We start from the raw sequence: 19,464 nt of genomic DNA, 5'->3' as shown, positions 1-19,464 counted from the left end.
TATGTCTTCGATAACGCAAATCTCAACGACGTGACCTTGAAGAGACATCGGCGCTTCTCGCCTGTAACAGCTTTGGAACGCTACAAACGCCCACAAGTGGACACTTGTTTACTTATGGGAGTATTTCTCACCTATTTTGGAACTTGAATGGGACCCCAGGTTCTCGCCTCATGCGCCACACGGCTTAAGTTTTGCCACGTTATGTTCGCTTGGCCGAGCTAGTAGGTATGTGTTCCAATTACCCCCACTTGCTGATTTTCCCCGAGGGCCTCAGTCGCCCTTCAAAAACGCCGATTTGGGCGAGAGGTTGCGTTCGGTGAGTACACAGTTGGGTGAACGGCAGGCGGACGAGGCAAACTGGCGCCTGCGCAACTGGCGTGTCCGGGCGCGGCTCGTCGCCCTCATCCTGGTCCCGACCGCCGCCGCCGTCCTGCTCGGCGGCATCCAGGTGTTCGCCTCGATGGGCGCCGCCGCTGACTACGCCCGTACGAACCGGCTGGCGCAGCTCTCCCAGCAGGTCGGCGCGCTCACCCACCTGGTCGCCGGCGAGCGCGGCCGGACCTCGTGGTTCATCGCCAGAGGCCGGCCCGCGACGGGGCTGGCCGCCGTCCGCGACCAGATGGACCTGGTGGACGAGTCCACCAGGCAGGTACGGGCGAGCGCCGAGCAACTGGTGGGGGAGGTCACCGGCCGTACCGCCGACCAGATCGAGAACATGCTGAGCCGCCTGAACGACCTGGCCGGCCTGCGCGAGCAGGCGCTCGAAGCCGACCTGCTGCCCGGAGCCTGCGTCGAGCTCTACACCACGGTGATCAACGAGCTGCTGTCGGTGCACAACGAGCTGGTCAAGGGCAGTCAGGACGACGAGCTGTTCCGGCAGACCCGCATGCTCGACTCGCTGGCCCGCGCCAAGGAGAGCATCTCGCAGCAGCAGGCATTGGTCACCACCGGCCTGGTCGAGGGGGGCCTCGACCAGGAGCAGCTCAAGCGCTTCCTCGGCGAGCTGTCACGCGAACGCAACGAGCGCAAGGGCTTCGGCGACGAGGCCACCGCCGGGGAACGCCGCTTCTTCGACGAGAGCGTCAACGGCAGATCCGCCGACCGCATGCTGTTCCTGCGCGAGCTGGTGCTGATCCGGGCCACGGCCGGGCTGCCGCTGAGGGGCCTCGACCAGGGCAACCACGGAGACGACACCAAGGAGTGGAACGACGCGGGCAACGTCGTCGTCGACTCCTTCCGCAAGGTCGAGCAGCGCCAGGCGGCCGGCATCCTGACCCGCAGCCAGGCGCTCAGCGCGGACGAGCGGCAGCGCGCCCTGGTCGTCGCGTGCGCGGTGCTCGCGCTGCTCATCGCCGTCCTGCTGATCACCACGGGAGTGGCGCGCTCGCTGGTCCGGCCGCTGCGCCGGCTGCGCGGCGAGGCGCTGGAGATCGCCGGCCGGCGGCTGCCGGAGTTCGTCCAGCACCTGCGCGAGTCGCGCGACGGCGCGCTCAACGTCGAGGTGCCGCCCATCGGCATCTTCTCCAAGGACGAGGTGGGAGAGGTCGCGCGCGCCTTCGACGAGGTGCACCGCGAGGCCGTACGGCTGGCCGGCGACGAGGCGCGGCTGCGCTCGAACGTCAACGCGATGTTCGTCAACCTGTCGCGGCGCAGCCAGACCCTCGTCGAGCGGCAGCTCACGCTGATCGAGCGGCTGGAGCGCGGCGAACGCGACGACACCCGGCTCGGCGACCTGTTCAAGCTCGACCACCTGGCCACCCGCATGCGCCGCAACAGCGAGAACCTGCTGGTCCTGGCCGGCCAGGAGGCGGCACGCAGGTGGAGCGAGGCGGTCGAGCTGATGGACGTCGTACGCGCGTCGCTCGGCGAGGTCGAGAGCTACGACCGGGTCAGCGTCCAGGCGCAGTCGGAGGCCGCCATCGCCGGCCAGGCGGTCAGCGACGTCGTCCATCTGCTCGCCGAGCTGGTCGAGAACGCGGTCTCGTTCTCCTCGCGCGACACCAAAGTGATCATCTCCAGCGGCCGCATCGACGGCGGCGGGCTGATGATCTCGGTCACCGACCACGGCATCGGCATGAGTCCGGAGGAGCTGACCGAGACCAACTGGCGGCTGGCCAACCCGCCGGTGGTCGACGTCTCGGTCTCCCGGCGGATGGGCCTGTTCGTGGTCGGCCGGCTCGCGCTGCGGCACAGCATCAGGGTGCAACTGCGCCGCCAGGACGTCGGCGGGCTGACCGCCATGGTGCTGATCCCCGAAATGCTGCTCACCACGGTCCCCGGGTCGATGCCGGCCCCGGAGCCGCCGCCGTTCGTGCGAGTGCCGATGCAGGCCACCCCGGCGATGCCCGGCCTCGGCCACCCGTCGTTCGACCCTTCCCTCGACCAGCCGTTCGAGCGCCCCTTCGAGCGCTCGTCCCATCAGTCCCTTGAGGCCCTCGACATGGCGCCGTCGCCCTCATCCTCGTCGTGGTTCAGCTCGCGGCACCCGCACACACACTCGGTGGAGGTGCCGATGCCCGACCTGGCCACCCCGTCACCGCAGGCGGAGAACGAGTTCCTGCCGGTCTTCGCCTCCGTCGAGTCGAGCTGGTTCACCAAGCCGGAACCGGATCGTCGCGACCCCGCCTGGTCCTCGCCGGCCGACAGCGGATGGCAGGCGGCGGGCGCGATCGGCGAGCCCGCCCGGAGCGGGACGACCTCGTCCGGACTGCCCAGGCGGACGCCCAAGGCCAACCTGGTGCCGGGCTCCGCCACACCCCCGCCGTCGCCCACCCCCGCGCCCGCGCCCCTGGTCTCGCCCGACCGGTTGCGCCGCAGGCTCGCCAACTACCAGCAAGGCGTGCGCAAGGGCCGCGCAGAGTTAGAGGAGGACCCAGGATGAAGAATCTGAGCCAGGCGGCCAGGGACATGAACTGGCTGGTCAGCGGCTTTGTGGAGCAGGTGCCCGGGGTGGCGCACGCCGTGGTGGTCTCCGCCGACGGTCTGCCGGTGGCCTTCTCCCGCGGCTTCCCCCAGGACCGCGCCGACCAGCTCGCCGCCATCGCGGCCGGACTGATCAGCCTCACCCAGGGCGCCGCGCGGGTCTTCGAAGGCGGCGACGTCACCCAGACCCTCATCGAAATGCGGCGCGGCCTGCTCCTGGCCATGGCGATCAGTGATGGTTCGTGCTTGGCGGTGCTGGCCGCACCCGATTGCGACATGGGCCTGGTGGCCTACCAGATGACGATTCTGGTCGAGCGCGCGGGGCAAGTGCTCACGCCCGCCGTCCGCGCGGAACTCTCGGCCGCGCGTACCTGGTGATGGGAGTGGACTGTTGGCAGCGTGGCATGACCGCGAACCGGAGCCCGAGCGGAGCTCGTTGGTCCGGATGTACGCCGTCACCGGCGGGCGAACCGCCCCACGCGGTGGCCTTGCGATGGAGGCGCTTGTATCCTCAGCGACGTCGATGCGGCTCGGCATGGCGTACACCCGGGAATACCGGGCGATCAGCGAGCTGTGCCGGCAGGTCCGGTCGGTCGCGGAGGTGTCAGCTCTGCTGCGGGTCCCGCTCGGTGTGGCGCGGGTCCTGATCGCCGACATGGAGTCGGAAGGGCTGGTCCGCGTCTACCAGCCGCAGCTTGAGGCGGGCGTTCCTGACAAGAGCCTGCTCGAAAGGGTACTCAGTGGACTTCGCAGGCTCTAGCGGGCTCACCTCGACGAAGATCGTCGTCGCGGGCGGGTTCGGCGTGGGCAAGACCACCTTCGTCGGAGCGGTGTCAGAGATCATGCCGCTGACCACGGAGGCGGTGATGACGGACGCTTCGGCGGGCATCGACGACCTCGCGCACACGCCGGGCAAGACGACCACGACCGTGGCGATGGACTTCGGGCGACTGTCACTGGATCGTGATCTGATCCTTTACCTGTTCGGTACGCCCGGTCAGCACCGGTTCTGGTTCATGTGGGATGACCTCGTCAAGGGCGCGATCGGCGCGGTGGTCCTGGTGGACTCCCGGCGGCTGGCCGACAGCTTCCCGGCGATCGACTACTTCGAGAACGCCGAGCTGCCGTTCATCGTCGGGCTCAACGGGTGGGACGGGCAGTTCCCGCACGTGGAGACCGAGGTGCGGGAGGCGCTCACGCTCTCGCCGCACATCCCGATCGTGCGTACCGACGCGCGGGTCCGCGAGGCGGTCAAGAGCACGCTGATCTCGCTGGTCGAGCACGCCCTCACCGCCCAGTCCGCGTCCGGCGCCCGCTGAGGCCCGGTCAGGACGCGGCCGACCACCAGTAGGCGGCGACCAGCTCCGCCACCAGCGTCTCCGTGAGCAGGGCCACGTCCGCGTCGCCGTCGTGCGCGTAACGGATGGCGGCCGTGGCGTCCTTGACGTCTCCGCCGACGGTGACAACCGTCGAGCCGCGCTGCCGTACCCAGTCCATGGCCTGGTCCTCGTAGCGGGAGCCGGGAAAGAGCAGGGCGCGGTAGTCGAGGGTCTTGGTGAGGTAGACGTCCACGTGGGACCAGTCGCCCGTCTCGCAGGCGTCGGCCGGGCGGCGGGGGCCCTCGCGGAACATCAGCGCCGACTGCTCCGCCGACGACAGGCGCTCCGCGGGCGCGACGGTGTAGACGCCGTGCGGGCCGTCCAGCAGCTCCAGGGCCAGGGCCAGCCACTCGTCCCTGCGGTCGAGGAGGTCGGCCGACGCCTCGGCGCTCCGCCGTACCAGATCGGGCAGGTCGCGCCCGGCGCCCGTGAGGCGGGACTCCAGCGCGAGCAGGAGGGCGAGCGTGTGCTGGAACGTACGGCAGGACACGCCGCCCCGCTCCTCGCCCGCGTGCATGGGGACGACCAGGTCGGCCGCCTCGGCGAGGGCCGAGGCGGGATGGTTGGTGAGCGCCGCCACGAACGACGGGCCGCCCGCGTAGCGGGCCACCGCGTCGAGCGTCTCGCGGCTGGTACCCGTCGCCGAGATGGGCACCACCAGCGTCTCCGGGCCCGCGGGGTACGAGGCCGTCGTGGAGGCGTAGTCGGCGTAGGCGTCGATGCCCGCGGCGCGCAGGCGCAGCGCCGCGACTCCGGCGGCGTAGCGGGAGCTGCCCATGCCGAGGAACAGCACGCGCCGGACGCCGTCCGGCAGCCCCTCGAACGGATCGGCGGTCGCCAGCGCGTCCGCCAAGGTGGCGAGGGCCGCGGGCTTGGCCTCCAGGTCGGCCAGGTAGAGCTCGGAATTCACGGGGTCTCCTCGGGGTAGCGGGCGCGCAGGACGCCCATCGGGGCGTAGCGCCAGCGGGGCAGGTGCCGGGCGGCGTAGACGAGCTCCCGGCACTCCTGCTCGATCTCGAACGGGCGGAGCAGGGAGCCGTCCAGCAGGTCCGGCCGCCCGCGCTCGGCCAGGCGGTCTCGATAGACGGACAGCAGGCGCTCGCGGGCCTCACCGGCCCAGCGGAGCGCCTCGCGCGGCGGGGTGCCGCGGCGCTTGATCGCCACCTGGGCGACGTGTTCCAGGCTGGTGGCGAGCTGGGCGACGTCTCTGGCCGCCGGCTGGTACGGCGCGGCCTCCGTGACGGTGGGGTTGCCGTCGAAGTCGATCACGGCGTAGCCGCCGGTCCACTGGAGGATCTGGCCGACGTGGAGATCGCCGTGGATGCGGATCAGGGGCGTGGTGATGGGCCCGGCGAGCGGGGCCAGCTCGGCTCTGAGAGCGTCGGCCTTGCCCGCCAGCCACTCGCCGTCTTCGCCGCCCGTCAGAGTGAGGGCCTCGGCAAGCGCGCCCTTCGCCCTTTCCGCCAGTCCGAAATCCGTTGTAACGGCCGGGGCAGTTGTGACGATGGAGGAGGGTGGGAAAGTGGAGAGTGCCAGGTGGAGGTCGGCGGCCAGGCGGCCGAGGGCGTCCGCGAAGGCGGTGCGGCCCGACTCGGCCTCATCGGCGCACCACTCCCAGCCGTCCCTGGCCCCCGGCAGGTAGCCCGTGACCAGAGCGAGCAGCGTCTCGCCCGCCCCGTCCACGCGTGTCAGCGCGGCATACGGCGGAGCCGTATCCTGGAATCCGGCCCCGGCCAGGTGGGCGAGCATCTCGGGAGCGGGATGCGGCATCGCCGCCGGAGGCGTCAGCCACTTGACCACCACCCGCTCGGCCACGATCACCGAATAGTTCGTCTGGTCGACATGTGACCCGAAATCCCGCTCGGCCGGCACCCCAGTGTCGTGATCCGTCGCACTGTACGAGAGGCTGGGCAGGGCGGAGAAGCGGCGGACGGCGAAGGGCGGTGGCACCTCACCCCCACCCACGAGCGCCGTCACGAGCGCGGCGGAGACGCCGCGATCTTGTGCTGTGAAGGGCTTCTCACCGAGAGAGAGCAACCGCTTCCATATTGAATTCATGTTCAACAGCTAGACCAAACATCCAGGTAACAGTGTCCGCAAAAGTCTTGCTCATGTTGATTTCTGCTGCAACACTCCTGCTCTGGTCCGCCGTGCCCGGTTGGTCGCGCGACCCCTCTCGTCCATTGGAACCCTGAAGGAGTAGCGGCCGTGTCCCGTACCCGGTTCACCCGTCGTCTTCCGGCTGCCGTAGCGGTGGTCGGCCTCGCGCTCGCCGTCGCGGCGTGCGGTGGTGAGTCGACCAACAGCGCAGCCTCGGCGCCGGCGGCGACGGCCGACCAGCTCAACCCGAACGCCGACCTGTCGAAGCAGTCGGTCAACGTGACGGTATGGGACGGCTACACGCCCAAGGAACTGCCGCAGAAGGTCAAGGACAAGCTCAAGTTCCCGCTGAAGATCACGTTGCACGCCACCAACGAGGAAGCGATGGCCAAGCTGACCGCCAGTGGCGACAGCGGCATCGACGTGGCGTTCGTGTCGGGCCAGTACGCCCAGGCGCTCAACGAGCAGGGTCTGCTGGAGCCGATCCACCCCGAGCTGATCCCGAACCTGTCGAACCTCTACCCCGAGGCCACCCAGCTCTCCTACGACAAGGGCAACAAGTACTCGGTGCCCTACACCTGGGGTACGACCGGCATCTGCTACCGCAGTGACCTGGCGAAGACGCCCCCGACGAGCTGGAAGGACCTCCTGTCGCCCCCGGCCTGGGCCGACAAGAAGGTCACCATGATGACCACCGAGCGCTGGCTGGCCCTGCCCGCGCTCAAGGCGCTGCACTACTCGGTCAACACCGACAAGGACGACGAGATCGCCGCGGCCAAGAAGCTCCTCGTCGAGGCCAAGCCGCACCTGCTCGGCTACGACGACACGACCTTCGGTGACAAGCTCAAGTCCGGCGAGGCCGTGATGGTCGAGGCGTGGGACGGCTGGTGCCCGACCACGGACGAGAAGCAGAACATCAAGTTCGTGGTGCCGAAGGAGGGCAGCGACCTCTGGGTGGACACCATGGTGATCCTGAAGTCCTCCAAGAACAAGGAGGCGGCGCACGCCCTGATCAACTACATCCTCGACCCCGAGATCCACAGCTGGGCCGCCGCGAACATCAACTACAAGGTGCCCAACAAGGCCGCCATGGACAAGGTGACCATCCCCAAGGGCTCGTTGCTGGGCATCAAGCCGGCCGAGCTGCTCAACGGTGAGTCGATCATCGACCTGGGTCAGGCGTCGCTGAAGTACACGCGCATGTCGACCGAGATCACGGCGCAGTCGTAGTCGCAGTGAAAGCACAACCTGAAACCCGGCCGGTGTCTCCTTCGAGGGGGCGCCGGCTGGGTGCGTTCGTTTTCCTGTCACCCGGGCTGACCTACCTGGTCGTGCTCCTCCTGGTGCCGCTGGTGCTGGTGCTGAGCTACACGCTCTTCCAGCGTGGGCGGTTCGGCGGCGTCGTCTACGAGGTCACCGGCGAGAACTTCAGCCGCCTGCTCGACCCGCTCTACCTCGGCGTGGTGGGCACCTCGCTGAAGCTCGCGGGGCTCACGACCCTCATCGCGCTGCTGCTCGGCTATCCGACGGCGTACCTGATCGCACAGCTGCCACGTAAGTGGAAGACGGTGGCGCTGGTCGCCGTCGTGCTGCCGTTCTGGACGAACTTCATCATCCGCGTCTACGCCTGGATCATCCTGCTCAACGGGCCCGGCCTGCTGAACTCGGGATTGAAGGCGCTGGGGCTCGGTCCGTACGAGCTGCTCTACAACCAGGGCGCCATCGTCCTCGGGTTGCTCTACTCCTACCTGCCGTTGATGGTGCTGCCGCTGTACGCGGCGATCGAGCGGCTCGACCCGCAGTTGCGGGAGGCGTCGGCGAACCTGGGCGCGTCGGGGTTCACCACGTTCCGCAAGGTGACGCTGCCGATGACGGTGCCGGGCGTGCTGACCGGGTGCCTGTTCGTGTTCGTGCCGAGCTTCGGCAACTTCGTCATCCCCGAGATGCTCGGGGGCGGCAAGTCGATCATGGTGGGCAACCTGATCCGCACCGAGTTCCTGCGGGCCCGTGACTGGCCCTTCGGCTCCACCCTGGCGCTGGCCCTGGTGGCGGTCCTGGTGGTGCTGCTGATCGCGCAGTCGTGGGCGGCCCGTCGTGGGTAGGTCGAAGTGGCTGCACGTCCCGTTCTGGGCCACGTACGTCTTCCTCTACGTGCCGATCATCGTGCTCGTCGTGATGTCGTTCAACTCCGGCAAGTCGGCGTACACCTACGAGGGCTTCAGCCTCAAGTGGTACGGCGAGCTGGCCCAGGACGAGCGGATCAGGGACGGCCTGGTCAACACGCTCATCGTGGCCGTGGGCTCGACCGCCTTGGCGACCGTGCTCGGCACGCTGCTGGCCGTCGGCCTGGTCAGGCACACGCGGTCGAAGACGCTCGACGCGTTCGCCCTGATGCCGGCCGTACTTCCCGACCTGGTGCTGGCCATCGGGCTGCTGGTCTTCTACGGGATGATCCAGCTCACGCTGGGGCTCTATTCGGTGATCCTCGCGCACGCCGTCTTCTCGATGGCGTTCGTCGCCGCGGTGGTGCGCACCAGGCTGACGAACGCCGACACCTCGCTGGAGGAGGCCTCGCGTGACCTCGGGGCGGGGCCGGTCGTCACGTTCATGAAGGTGACGCTGCCGCAGCTCGCGCCGGGCATCATCGCGGGCGCGCTGCTGGCCTTCACGCTGTCGCTGGACGAGTTCGTGATCGCCTTCTTCACGATCGGCAACACCGAGCAGACGCTGCCGATCGTCATCTATTCGATGATCCGTTTCGGGGTGACCCCGAAGATCAACGCGCTGGCCGCCATCCTGCTCCTGGTGAGCTTCACGGCGGTGATCGCGGGACAGCGGATCACCAAGATCGGGGAATCACGTGCTACAGATTGACCGGATCACCAGGCGGTTCGGTGATGTCACCGCGCTCGACGGGGTCTCCTTGGAGATCCGCCAGGGCGAGTTCTTCGCTTTGCTGGGGCCCTCCGGCTGTGGAAAGACCACGCTGCTGCGCATCCTGGCCGGGTTCGAGACGCCCGACGGCGGCACGGTGACGCTCGACGGTGAGGACCTGCTCGCCAAGCAGCCGAACCGGCGGCCGATCAGCCTGATGTTCCAGTCGTACGCGCTGTTCCCGCACATGACCGTCGCCAAGAACGTGGCCTACGGACTGGAGCGCGAGAAGCTGCCGCGCCAGGAGATCAAGCAGCGCGTCGCCGAGGTGCTGGACACCGTCGGCCTGTCGGAGCTCGGCGCGCGCAAGCCCGCCCAGCTCTCCGGCGGCCAGCGCCAGCGCGTCGCGCTGGCCCGGTCCATCGTCAAGCGCCCGCGCCTGCTCCTGCTCGACGAGCCGCTCTCCGCGCTCGACAAGAAGGTCCGCGCCGACATGCAGCTGGAGCTCAAGCGGCTGCAGCACGAGGTCGGCATCACCTTCGTGGTCGTCACCCACGACCAGGAGGAGGCCATGTCGCTGGCCGACCGCATCGCGGTCTTCGAGCGGGGCGGCGTGCGCCAGGTGGACGAGCCCGTCGAGCTCTACGAGCGGCCCCGCACCCCCTTCGTCGCCGACTTCGTCGGCGCCAACAACCTGTTCGAGGGTACGGCCGGCGGCGCGGAGGGCCTCAGGAGCACCGACTTCGGCCTGCTGCCCGGCACCCCGCTGGAGGAGCTCGAGACCGGCGCCAAAGCGCTCCTCGGCGTCCGCCCGGAGAAGGTCGAGCTGCGTGACGAGGCGGCCGCGCACGGCCTCAAGGGCACCGTGCTCGACGTCAGCTTCTACGGCGGCGTCTCACACATCTCGGTCGACCTGCCCGGCCACCTCAAGCCGGTCCTGGTGGCCGTGCAGGGCGCCAGCGCCGTGCAGCAGGGCGCCAAGGTCAAGCTGCACTGGCGCCACGACGACGCCGTCATCATCCCGGCGGGTCAGGGAACGGCTCGATGAGCCAGCCCGTGGCCCGTCGCCGTACGCGCGTAGGAGAGGATCAGCTCGGCCGCCGCCTGCGGGTCGATCACCGGGTGCCGGGCGGTGATCCGGTAGCCGTAGGCGTCCTCCAGGGCCACCAGGTTGCGCGAGATCGTCAGCGAGTCGGAGCTGAGCTTGAACACCCCGAGCGCGGCCCCCGTGTCCAGGATCGACTGGTACATCGACACCTGCCGGTCGAACAGGGAGGTGAGCAGCACGCCGTACACCCTGTTGCGCCCCGCGGCCCCGCCGAGCTCGTTGAGCAGCCTGACGTCGGGATCCAGCGGACCGGTCGGCAGCCCCGACCTGATCGTCATGACCAACTTCTCCGCCGGGTCGGTGAGCGCGATGAGCTGGCGCAGCCGCTGCTCGTAGAACCGCTCCATCCCGGCGTGCTGCGCCTCGACCAGCAGCTCGCTGAGGTCGGGGTAGTGATAGAGCACGGCCCCGGAGGTCAACCCGGCCTCCTCGGCCACATGCGAGAGCTGGACGCGGTCGATGCCGTAACGGATGATGGCCCGCCGGGCCGCCTCGATCAGGTCGATGCGCCGGTCGCTGCGGCTCTTTCGCTGGGCCACAATCACCGCCTTGTTTGTCTGCCGTTCAGGAAGCCGTGACCATAGTGCCTTGAAGTTGGCGTCCCCGCTAGATGAGTATTTGAATTCCCCTTCAATTGATAGTCACCTCGGAGTGCTCGATGTCCCTAACCATCCTGTTCATGCCGGAAAGCGCCTACGGGCCCACGAACAACAGCATCGGCATCGGCGACATCCTGCGTCGCCGCGGTCACCGCGTCGTCTTCGCCGCCGAGGCGTCGTGGAAGGGCAAGCTCGAAGCGCTCGGTTTCGAGGAGGACCTGGTCGACCTGGCGCCGCCGGCCGAAGGGGCCGAGGAGCAGGACGCGGGGCAGTTCTGGAAGGACTTCATCCGCGAGACCGCCCCTGAGTACCGCAAGAGCACGCAGGAGCAGCTCGAGACGGTGACCAAGCCCATCTGGGACTCGCTCATCGACGGGGTCAAGTACTGCGAGCCGCAGCTCAAGGCGATCATCGAGCGGGTCCAGCCGGACGTCATCGTCGAGGACAACGTCATCACCTTCCCGGCGCTGCTCACGACCGGCAAGAAGTTCGTCCGCATCGTGTCCTGCAACCCGCTGGAAGTGCGCGGCGACGACGTCGCCCCGGTGTTCTCGGGGCTGCCCGCCGACCACCGCGGGGAGTGGGACGCCTTCCGCGCCGAGTACGACCGCACCCACCGCGAGGTCTGGAGCGCCTTCAACGCGTGGTGCGTCGAGCAGGGCACCGAACCGCTGCCCGACCTCGACTTCATCCACGAGGGCGACCTGAACCTCTACGTCTTCCCGGAGATCCTCGACTACACCGACGCCCGGCCGCTCGGCCCCACCTGGCACCGCCTCGACTCCTCGGTCCGTGAGACCGACGAGAATTTCCAGCTGCCCTTCCAGCGCAACGACGGCGCGCTGGTCTACTTCTCGCTCGGCTCGCTCGGCTCCTCCGACGTGGAGCTGATGCAGCGGGTGATCGACGTGCTGGCCACCACCCCGCACCAGTTCATCGTCTCCAAGGGCCCGCTGCACGAGGAGATCAAGCTGGCCGACAACATGTGGGGCGCCGAGTTCCTGCCGCAGACGAAGATCATCCCGCTCTGCGACCTGGTCATCACGCACGGCGGCAACAACACCACCACCGAGGCGCTGCACTTCGGCAAGCCGATGATCCTGCTGCCGCTGTTCTGGGACCAGTACGACAACGCCCAGCGCGTGGACGAGCTCGGCTACGGCGTGCGGCTGTCGACCTACGCCTTCACCGACGAGGAGCTGACGGGCGCGCTCGACCGCCTGCTCGGCGACGCGGAGCTGCGCGCCCGGCTGGCCGCCGCGGGCGAGGAGATCCGCGGTCGCGACGGTCTGCGCAAGGCCGCCGACCTGATCGAGAACCTGGGCCTGAAGTCCGATGCGTGAGCTGATCAACCCGGCGACCGGGCTCGTCTGCGACATGGTCCCCGACACCCCGGTGGAAGACGTGGCGGGGGCGGTGGGGACGGCGCGCGCCGCCTTCGAGGAGTGGTCACAGGCCACCCCGGGCGAGCGTGCGCGGGTGCTGCTGCGGCTGGCCGACCTGGTCGAGGCCGACGCCGAGGAGCTGACCCGGCTGGAGGTCGAGGAGACGGGCAAGCCCGCGGCGGTCTTCAGGGACGGCGAGCTGCCGTTCGCGGCCGACAACCTGCGCTTCTTCGCCGGGGCCGCCCGTTCGCTCGAAGGGTCGGGCGCCGGGGTGTTCAGCCGCGGCTACACCTCGGTCATGCTGCGCCGCCCGCTCGGCGTGGTGGGCTCGATCGCGCCGTGGAACTTCCCGTTCGTGATGGCCGTGTGGAAGCTCGGCCCGGCCGTCGCCGCGGGCAACGCGGTGGTCATCAAGCCGGCCCCGCAGACGCCGCGCAGCACGCTGCGCCTGGCCGAGCTGTTCGCCCAGGCAGGCGCGCCGGCCGGCCTGGTACGGGTGGTCACCGGCGGCGCCGAGGTCGGCGAGGCGCTGGTCACCGATCCGGGTGTGGACATGGTCAGCGTCACCGGATCGACGGAGACCGGCCGGGCCGTCATGACCGGCGCGGCCAAGACGCTCAAGCGGGTGCACCTGGAGCTCGGCGGAAAGGCGCCCGCGCTGGTCTTCGAGGACGCCGACCTGGAGGAGACGGCCCGCGGGGTGGCCATGGGCGCCACCTACAACACCGGTCAGGACTGCACCGCCGCCACCCGCGTCTACGTGGCCCGGCAGGTGTACGACGACACGGTGGAGGCCATCAGGGAGACGCTCGCCGGCATCACCGTGGGCGACCCGTGGGACCCCGCCACCGACGTCGGCCCGCTGATCTCGGCGGCGCACCGCGACCGGGTGCACGGCTTCGTCTCCGGCTCCGGCGGGCGCGTCGTACAGGGGGGAACCCCGGTCGAAGGGCCCGGTTCGTATTACCTACCCACACTTGTTAACGAAGTGTCACAGAACAGCGATATCGTCCAAGGGGAACTTTTCGGCCCCGTCCTCGTGGTCCTGCCGTTCGACACCGAGGACGAGGCCGTCATGCTGGCCAACGACACGCGTTATGGCCTGGCCTCGTCCGTGTGGTCTCGGGACGTGGCCAGGGCGATGCGGGTCTCGCACCGCCTCGACGTGGGTGTGACCTGGATCAATGATCATCTGCCGATAGCCAGCGAGGCCCCGCACGGTGGGGTCAAGGGCAGTGGTTTCGGCAAGGACATGAGCCAGGAGGCGGTGCAGGAGTACTCGGTGACCCGTCACCTGATGGTCAAGCACGCGGCGCCGGTAGAGCGAGACTCCTTCCGGCCCGCCTGAAAACACGTACGGCGAAATGCGACCTCGAAGGCACGTTTGGTCGCATTTGATGGGATATGTTCGGTTGGCCGATCTGGTACGGGTTGTGTTCCAATTACCCAGCCCGCAGAAATCCCATGCGCCCCAAGCGTGTCAGATTTTCGAGCACGTAACGGCGAGAGGTTGCGAGAGTCAGTGAGGACGGATAACCCCAGGCACACCAGGTCCGGGGAGCACACAGGCGGACGGTTCCGGCTGGCGAACTGGCGCGTGCGCTCCAGGCTGGTGGCGCTGATCCTCATCCCCACCATCGTGGGTGTGCTGCTCGCCGGGGTCCAGCTGGCGAACGCCATCGGCACCAGCGCCGAGTACCGCCGGCTGACCACGGTCGCCGAGCTGGTCCAGCGCGTCGGCGCACTGTCGCATGAGCTCGCCAAGGAACGCACGCTCACCGCGTGGTACATGGCCGACCGCCGGCGTCCCAGCCGGCTGAGTCAGCTCAAGGCACAGCGCCAGGCGTCCGATGCCGCCAAGCAGCGGGTGCTCGCCGGCACCACGGCCATCGACGCCACCTACACCACTCGCGTCAACGACGAGGTCTTGGAGATCCGCCGGTGGCTCACCGGTCTCGACGGCCTGCGCAAGTCGATCGCGGGTGAGGCGAGTGTGCCGCCCCGAGCCGCGCTCCGCACCTACTCCTCCATGATCGACGTGCTCGAGAACCTCCAGGGCGACCTGGGAGACGGCATCAGCGACGACCGCCTGCAGGGCGACGTGGCCGCGCTGACCGCCCTCGACCGGACCAAGGAGGAGGTCTCGCGCCAGCAGGGCATCCTCATCGTGGCGCTGGTCGAGCGGCGGCTCGACTACGACGACCTCTCCGACTTCCTCGGTTCCTGGAACAACCAGCAGGCCGTGCAGACCACCTTCGAGACGGAAGCCACCGCCGCCGATCTCACGGCGTACCGGAAGAGCGTACGAGGCCAGCAGATCGACCGCGCGGACGCGATGCGTCAGCGCGCCCTGGCCCAGTTGCGAGAGTTCCAGACCATCAAGGACCTGGACATCACCACTCGCCGTGACATCCAGCTCTGGTACGAGAGCACCACGCTGGCCGCCAACGCCATGCGCAAGGTCGAGGACGGCCTGGCCACCAGGATCGTGGCCACCACCCGCGAACTGAGCGACACCGAGCAGCGCAGCGCCATCATCTCCGGCGCGACCATCCTGGTCCTGCTGCTCCTCGTCCTGGTGATCACCACCCGGGTGGCCGGTTCGCTGGTCCGCCCGCTGCGCCGGCTGCGTGCCGAGGCGCTCCAGGTGGCCACCACCCGGCTGCCCGAGACCGTCCGCCTGCTGCGCGAGTCCGGCGACAGCGCGGAGGTGCCCGACGTGCCCTCCGTCGGCGTCAACACCCGCGACGAGATCGGGGAAGTGGCCCGGGCCTTCGACGAGGTCCACCGCGAGGCGATCAGGCTGGCCGGCGACGAGGCCAAGCTGCGTGCCAACGTCAACTCGATGTTCGTCAACCTCTCCCGGCGCAGCCAGACGCTCGTCGAGCGGCAGCTTCAGCTCATCGAGGGACTGGAGCAGGGCGAGGAGGACGAGAACCGGCTGGCGAACCTGTTCCGGCTGGACCACCTGGCCACCCGCATGCGCCGCAACAGCGAGAACCTCCTGGTCCTCGCCGGCCAGGAGGCCGCCCGCAAGTGGAGCGAGCCGGTGCCGCTGGTCGACATCGCCCGCGCCTCGCTGTCCGAGGTCGAGAACTACGAGCGGGTCCAGATCCAGATCCCGTCCGGCATCGAGATCGCCGGCCCGGCCGTCACCGACGCCGTGCACCTGCTCGCCGAGCTGATCGAGAACGCCATCTCCTTCTCCCCGCGCGAGAGCAAGGTCCAGGTCACCAGCACGCCCATCGAGGGCGGGATCCAGGTGACGATCAACGACCTGGGCATCGGCATGTCGGCCGACGAGCTGGCCGAGGCCAACTGGCGGCTGGCCAACCCGCCGGTCGTGGACGTGGCCGTCTCGCGGCGCATGGGCCTGTTCGTGGTCGGCCGCCTGGCGCTGCGCCACGGCATCAGGGTCCAGCTCGGGATGAAGGACGCGGGCGGCCTCGCCGCGCTCGTCATGCTGCCCGACATGCTCATCGCCGGCCCCCAGGGCGCGGTGCCTCAGCAGCGCGGCCAGTACGAAGCCTTCACCACCTTCGACCCGAGCATGATCGAGCCGTCCTCGACGAACGGCTCGGGCGTCTACGGCGGGCCGAGGACCGACACCCCCGACATCCGCACGTCGGGCAACGCGCCGGTCGACACGCAGTGGCCGGGCTCGCTGCCTCTGCCGGGTGGCGGCGGCCAATGGCCGCCGTTCGGCGAGGAGCAGCCGCCGCGGCAGCAGCAGCCCGACGAGCAGCGCTGGCCGTCCTTCGCCGACGACCCGCCCCCGGCCGCCGCGCAGGACCAGCGCTGGCCGTCGTTCGCCGACGAGGCGCCCCCGGCCGCCGCGCAGGACCAGCGCTGGCCCTCCTTCGCCACAGAACCGCCGCCGCCCGCGCAGGACGAGCCCCGCTGGCCGTCCTTCGCCACGGAGCCGCCCCCGCCGGTGCAGGAGACGAACTGGCCGCCCTACGCCTCGATCGAGGAGCAGCCGCCCAGGTCGCCGTTCGTCGAGCACCCCAAGGCGCCCTACGGTGGCGACTCGCAGCCGGGCTTCGGGTTCGAGGAGCACCGCTGGCCGTCGTTCGCCGACTCGCCGATCCCGCCCGTCGAGCCGTTCACGCACAACGGTCGCGGCGCGTTCAACCCGTTCGGTCCCGGCGAGTACTCCTCGAAGGATCTGACCGGCCCGCTCCCGGCGGTGCGCAACACGCCGAGCGACGACTTCCTGCCGATCTTCTCGTCGGTCGGCTCCGACTGGTTCCGCCGGCCGGAGCCCGAGCAGGCCAAGCCGTACCAGGAGCAGGGCTTCGAATCCTCCGCGCAGGAGGAGACCCAGATCGGCGGGATACCGGCCGTGCCGCCCGCCGGCCCGCTCACCACGCCGCACGCGGCCCAGCCCTTCGCGCAGCCGCCCGCCCAGCAGTACGCGCAGCCCTATGCCCAGCCCCTTGTGCCACCGGCCGCCGCGCCACCGCCGGCGGCGACGCCGGCCGCCGCGTCCGCCGGGACGACGGACAAGCCGGCGCTGCCGCAACGCGTGCCGGGCGGGTCCGGCGTGAGCGCCTCGTGGTCCTCGCCCGCCGACACCGGCTGGCAGGCCGCGCAGGCCGCCGCCGAGCCGGCCAAGGGCGGTACGACGGCTTCCGGCCTGCCGCGGCGCGTGCCGAAGGCCAACCTGGTGCCCGGTACGGCCAGCCTGGCGGAACCGCAGCCGACGTCACCGGCGCCGCAGATCTCTCCCGATCGTCTGCGGAGCCGGCTGTCCAGCTTCCAGCAGGGGGTTCGGCAAGGCCGCGCGTTCACCCGCGGAGATGACAATGAGGAGGAGCAATGAGAGAACTGAGCCAGGGAGCGCGTGGCATCAGCTGGCTGATCACCGATTTCGTCAACAACGTGCCCGGTGTCGCGCACACCGTCGTGGTGTCGTCTGACGGGTTGCCGTTGGCTTTCTCCGAGGGGTTTCCCAAGGACAGGGCCGACCAGTTGGCAGCGGTCGCCTCGGGTGTGATCAGCCTGACGCAAGGCGCGGCTCGTGTGTTCGAAGGCGGTATGGTCACCCAGACCGTCATCGAGATGCAGCGCGGACTTCTGATGATCATGTCAATCAGCGATGGCTCCTGCCTCGCTGTGCTCGCCGCGCCCGATTGTGACATGGGCCTGGTCGCGTACCAGATGACGCTGCTCGTAGAGCGGGCGGGCCAGGTGCTCACCCCGGCCGTACGCGCCGAGCTGCAGGCGTCCCGCCCGCGCTAGCGGACGGTGACAGGAGAAGAACATGGTGTCAGGTCAGGGTTGGGCTGGTGATAGCACTCCGCCGCATCCGTCGGCTCCCCGTCCGCAGAAGCCGAGTTCCCTTGTACGGCCCTATGCCGTAACAGGGGGCCGTACGGCCCCGCGGATGAAGTTTGCCATGGAGGCGCTCGTGTCCTCCGTGACCTCGGAATATCAAGACATTTCACTTCTAAGTCCGGAGTATCAGGCGATCATTCAGCTCACCCGGAACGTCAGGTCGGTTGCCGAGATCTCCGCCCTTTTACGGCAGCCTCTTGGGGTAGTCCGGGTGCTGATCGCCGACATGGCGTCGGAGGGCCTGATCCGCGTGCACCAGCCTGCGCTGGACGCGGGAAAGCCGGACCTCAACTTGCTCGAAAGGGTGCTCAGTGGACTTCGCAGGCTCTAGCCCCGGCCTAACCTCGACGAAGATCGTCGTGGCCGGCGGCTTCGGCGTGGGCAAGACGACGTTCGTGGGTGCGGTCTCGGAGATCCTGCCGCTCACCACGGAGGCGGTGATGACGGACGCGTCGGCGGGTGTCGACGACGTCTCTCTCACGCCCAACAAGACGACCACGACCGTCGCGATGGACTTCGGCCGGGTCTCGCTCGACCGTGACCTGATCCTCTACCTGTTCGGCACGCCCGGACAGCACCGGTTCTGGTTCATGTGGGACGACCTCGTCAGGGGTGCGATCGGCGCCGTGGTGCTGGTGGACACGCGGCGGCTGGCCGACAGCTTCCCGGCCATCGACTACTTCGAAGAGGCCAAACTGCCCTTCGTCATCGGCATCAACGGCTGGGACGGGAGCTTCCAGCACCAGGAGGAGGAGATCCGGGAGGCGCTGTCGCTCAACCCGCACACCCCGATCGTCCGCCTCGACGCCAGAGTCCGGGACTCGGTGAAGGGCACTCTGATCACGCTGGTCGAGCACGCCCTGACCCGCCACTCCCACACGCCGGCCTGACTTCCTCTTCACCAGTGCCGCCGGGCGAGACGCCCGGCGGCACTGGTGATTTCGGCTCAGCCCGCCGTACAGGAGGCGGTGCGCGGAGGCGTGCTCAGACGGACGCCACGCCGCGCACCAGGCGGCCCACCTCGGCGCGCAGATGGACGAAGTCCGGGTGCTCGCGGGTGGTGATCTGGTCGCGGGGGCCGGGGAGCGCCACCTTCAGGTCGCCCACGACGTGCGCGGGCGCCTTGGACAGCACGACGACCCGGTCGCCGACGTACACGCTCTCGTCGATGTCGTGCGTGATGAGCACGATCGTCATCTGGTGATGCCCGCGTACCTTCAGCACGAGGTCCTCGAGGTCCTCACGCGTCTGCGCGTCGACCGAGCCGAACGGCTCGTCCATGAGCATCAGCGTCGGCCGGTAGGCCAGCGCGCGGGCGATGGCCACGCGCTGCTGCATGCCGCCCGACAGCTGGAACGGGTACTTGCGCCCGGCCTCGGCCAGCCCCACCGACTCCAGCGCCTCGTGGGCGGCCTCGCGGCGCTGCTGCTTGGTCATGTCCTTGCGGCGCAGCGGCAGCGCGACGTTGTCCGCCACCGACATCCACGGGAACAGCGAGCGGCTGTAGTCCTGGAAGACGACGGCCAGGTTGGCGGGCGTCTGGCGGACCAGCTCGCCCTCGACCCGGACCTGCCCGCCGGTGGGCTTGATCAGGCCGGCGATGGAGCGCAGCAGGGTCGACTTGCCGCACCCGGAGGGCCCGACGATGCACAGCAGCTCGCCCTCGGCGACGCTCAGGTTCAGTCCGTCGATGGCGTGGTGCCGGGTCGGCCCGTCACCGTAGACGTGCGAGAGGTTGTCTATCTCAAGCAAGAGGT

18 protein-coding genes are annotated in these 19,464 nt (G+C 69.2%); 14 read left to right on the top strand and 4 right to left on the bottom strand.

The features are described from left to right. The first annotated feature begins 316 nt into the window (after positions 1–316). The 4 genes from KLK06_RS43525 (at position 317) to KLK06_RS43510 (ending at position 4,241) form a co-directional block, all read left to right on the top strand. Complete coding sequence (locus KLK06_RS43525; protein WP_214641588.1) at positions 317–2,881, top strand: nitrate- and nitrite sensing domain-containing protein; 2,565 nt, start codon at positions 317–319, stop codon at positions 2,879–2,881. After that, positions 2,878–3,300 carry a roadblock/LC7 domain-containing protein gene (locus KLK06_RS43520; protein ID WP_214641587.1) on the top strand — a complete coding sequence of 141 codons (423 nt, stop codon included), beginning with the start codon at positions 2,878–2,880 and terminating at the stop codon, positions 3,298–3,300. Before KLK06_RS43525 ends, KLK06_RS43520 begins: the two co-directional genes overlap by 4 nt. Before the next feature lie 67 nt (positions 3,301–3,367). Next, complete coding sequence (locus KLK06_RS43515) at positions 3,368–3,682, top strand: DUF742 domain-containing protein (RefSeq protein ID WP_250906943.1); 315 nt, start codon at positions 3,368–3,370, stop codon at positions 3,680–3,682. Beyond that, positions 3,663–4,241, top strand: a complete 579-nt coding sequence (locus KLK06_RS43510; RefSeq protein WP_214641585.1) for an ATP/GTP-binding protein — start codon at positions 3,663–3,665, stop codon at positions 4,239–4,241. The genes KLK06_RS43515 and KLK06_RS43510 overlap by 20 nt, the downstream gene beginning before the upstream one ends. 7 nt (positions 4,242–4,248) lie before the next feature. On the opposite strand, the gene KLK06_RS43505 is transcribed toward KLK06_RS43510, so the two are convergent. Continuing rightward, positions 4,249–5,211: an SIS domain-containing protein gene (locus tag KLK06_RS43505; RefSeq protein WP_214641584.1), complete on the bottom strand. Its 963-nt coding sequence runs from the start codon at positions 5,209–5,211 to the stop codon at positions 4,249–4,251. Continuing rightward, positions 5,208–6,359: a hypothetical protein gene (locus KLK06_RS43500; RefSeq protein WP_214641583.1), complete on the bottom strand. Its 1,152-nt coding sequence runs from the start codon at positions 6,357–6,359 to the stop codon at positions 5,208–5,210. Before KLK06_RS43500 ends, KLK06_RS43505 begins: the two co-directional genes overlap by 4 nt. A 150-nt stretch (positions 6,360–6,509) precedes the next feature. On the opposite strand from KLK06_RS43500, the gene KLK06_RS43495 reads away from it, so the two are divergent. From KLK06_RS43495 to KLK06_RS43480, 4 genes are read left to right on the top strand one after another with little or no spacing between them, the layout of a single operon-like run. Further along, positions 6,510–7,631 carry a spermidine/putrescine ABC transporter substrate-binding protein gene (locus KLK06_RS43495; protein WP_214641582.1) on the top strand — a complete coding sequence of 374 codons (1,122 nt, stop codon included), beginning with the start codon at positions 6,510–6,512 and terminating at the stop codon, positions 7,629–7,631. Between the two features lie 32 nt (positions 7,632–7,663). Next, entirely contained in the window at positions 7,664–8,503 is an 840-nt protein-coding gene (locus KLK06_RS43490) for an ABC transporter permease (RefSeq protein ID WP_308168710.1), read from the top strand. After that, positions 8,496–9,275 (top strand): ABC transporter permease, encoded by a 780-nt coding sequence (locus KLK06_RS43485; protein WP_214641581.1) that lies wholly within the window; start codon positions 8,496–8,498, stop codon positions 9,273–9,275. The genes KLK06_RS43490 and KLK06_RS43485 overlap by 8 nt, the downstream gene beginning before the upstream one ends. After that, entirely contained in the window at positions 9,262–10,323 is a 1,062-nt protein-coding gene (locus tag KLK06_RS43480; RefSeq protein WP_214641580.1) for an ABC transporter ATP-binding protein, read from the top strand. The genes KLK06_RS43485 and KLK06_RS43480 overlap by 14 nt, the downstream gene beginning before the upstream one ends. Here the strand turns inward: KLK06_RS43480 and KLK06_RS43475 are convergent. Continuing rightward, a complete protein-coding gene (locus KLK06_RS43475; protein WP_308168709.1) occupies positions 10,305–10,922 on the bottom strand; it encodes a TetR family transcriptional regulator in 618 nt (205 codons plus the stop codon). The genes KLK06_RS43480 and KLK06_RS43475 overlap by 19 nt on opposite strands. A gap of 119 nt (positions 10,923–11,041) precedes the next feature. Between KLK06_RS43475 and KLK06_RS43470 the strand changes: the two genes are divergently transcribed. The 6 genes from KLK06_RS43470 to KLK06_RS43445 all read left to right on the top strand — a co-directional run bounded on the left by KLK06_RS43470 (position 11,042) and on the right by KLK06_RS43445 (position 18,597). Further along, on the top strand, positions 11,042–12,325 hold the full coding sequence (locus KLK06_RS43470; RefSeq protein ID WP_214641579.1) for a glycosyltransferase: 1,284 nt from the start codon (positions 11,042–11,044) through the stop codon (positions 12,323–12,325). Next, on the top strand, positions 12,318–13,715 hold the full coding sequence (locus KLK06_RS43465) for an aminobutyraldehyde dehydrogenase (protein ID WP_214641578.1): 1,398 nt from the start codon (positions 12,318–12,320) through the stop codon (positions 13,713–13,715). The genes KLK06_RS43470 and KLK06_RS43465 overlap by 8 nt, the downstream gene beginning before the upstream one ends. Before the next feature lie 174 nt (positions 13,716–13,889). After that, complete coding sequence (locus tag KLK06_RS43460) at positions 13,890–17,192, top strand: nitrate- and nitrite sensing domain-containing protein (protein ID WP_214641577.1); 3,303 nt, start codon at positions 13,890–13,892, stop codon at positions 17,190–17,192. Further along, positions 17,189–17,611: a roadblock/LC7 domain-containing protein gene (locus KLK06_RS43455; protein WP_246650111.1), complete on the top strand. Its 423-nt coding sequence runs from the start codon at positions 17,189–17,191 to the stop codon at positions 17,609–17,611. Before KLK06_RS43460 ends, KLK06_RS43455 begins: the two co-directional genes overlap by 4 nt. A gap of 22 nt (positions 17,612–17,633) precedes the next feature. Beyond that, positions 17,634–18,038 (top strand): DUF742 domain-containing protein, encoded by a 405-nt coding sequence (locus tag KLK06_RS43450; protein ID WP_214641576.1) that lies wholly within the window; start codon positions 17,634–17,636, stop codon positions 18,036–18,038. Further along, the gene (locus KLK06_RS43445; protein WP_214641575.1) at positions 18,019–18,597 is read left to right on the top strand and encodes an ATP/GTP-binding protein; all 579 of its coding nucleotides are present in this window, start codon (positions 18,019–18,021) and stop codon (positions 18,595–18,597) included. Before KLK06_RS43450 ends, KLK06_RS43445 begins: the two co-directional genes overlap by 20 nt. Positions 18,598–18,691: 94 nt before the next feature. Here KLK06_RS43445 and KLK06_RS43440 read toward each other — a convergent pair whose 3' ends face one another. After that, positions 18,692–19,459, bottom strand: coding sequence for an ABC transporter ATP-binding protein (locus KLK06_RS43440; protein ID WP_214641574.1), 768 nt, complete (start codon positions 19,457–19,459; stop codon positions 18,692–18,694). Positions 19,460–19,464: the final 5 nt, after the last annotated feature.

It is taken from the genome of Nonomuraea sp. NEAU-A123, from assembly GCF_018603905.1.
Lineage (GTDB): Bacteria > Actinomycetota > Actinomycetes > Streptosporangiales > Streptosporangiaceae > Nonomuraea.
Note: the sequence above shows the minus strand (reverse complement) of the source record. Positions and strands in the feature narration are given on the sequence as shown.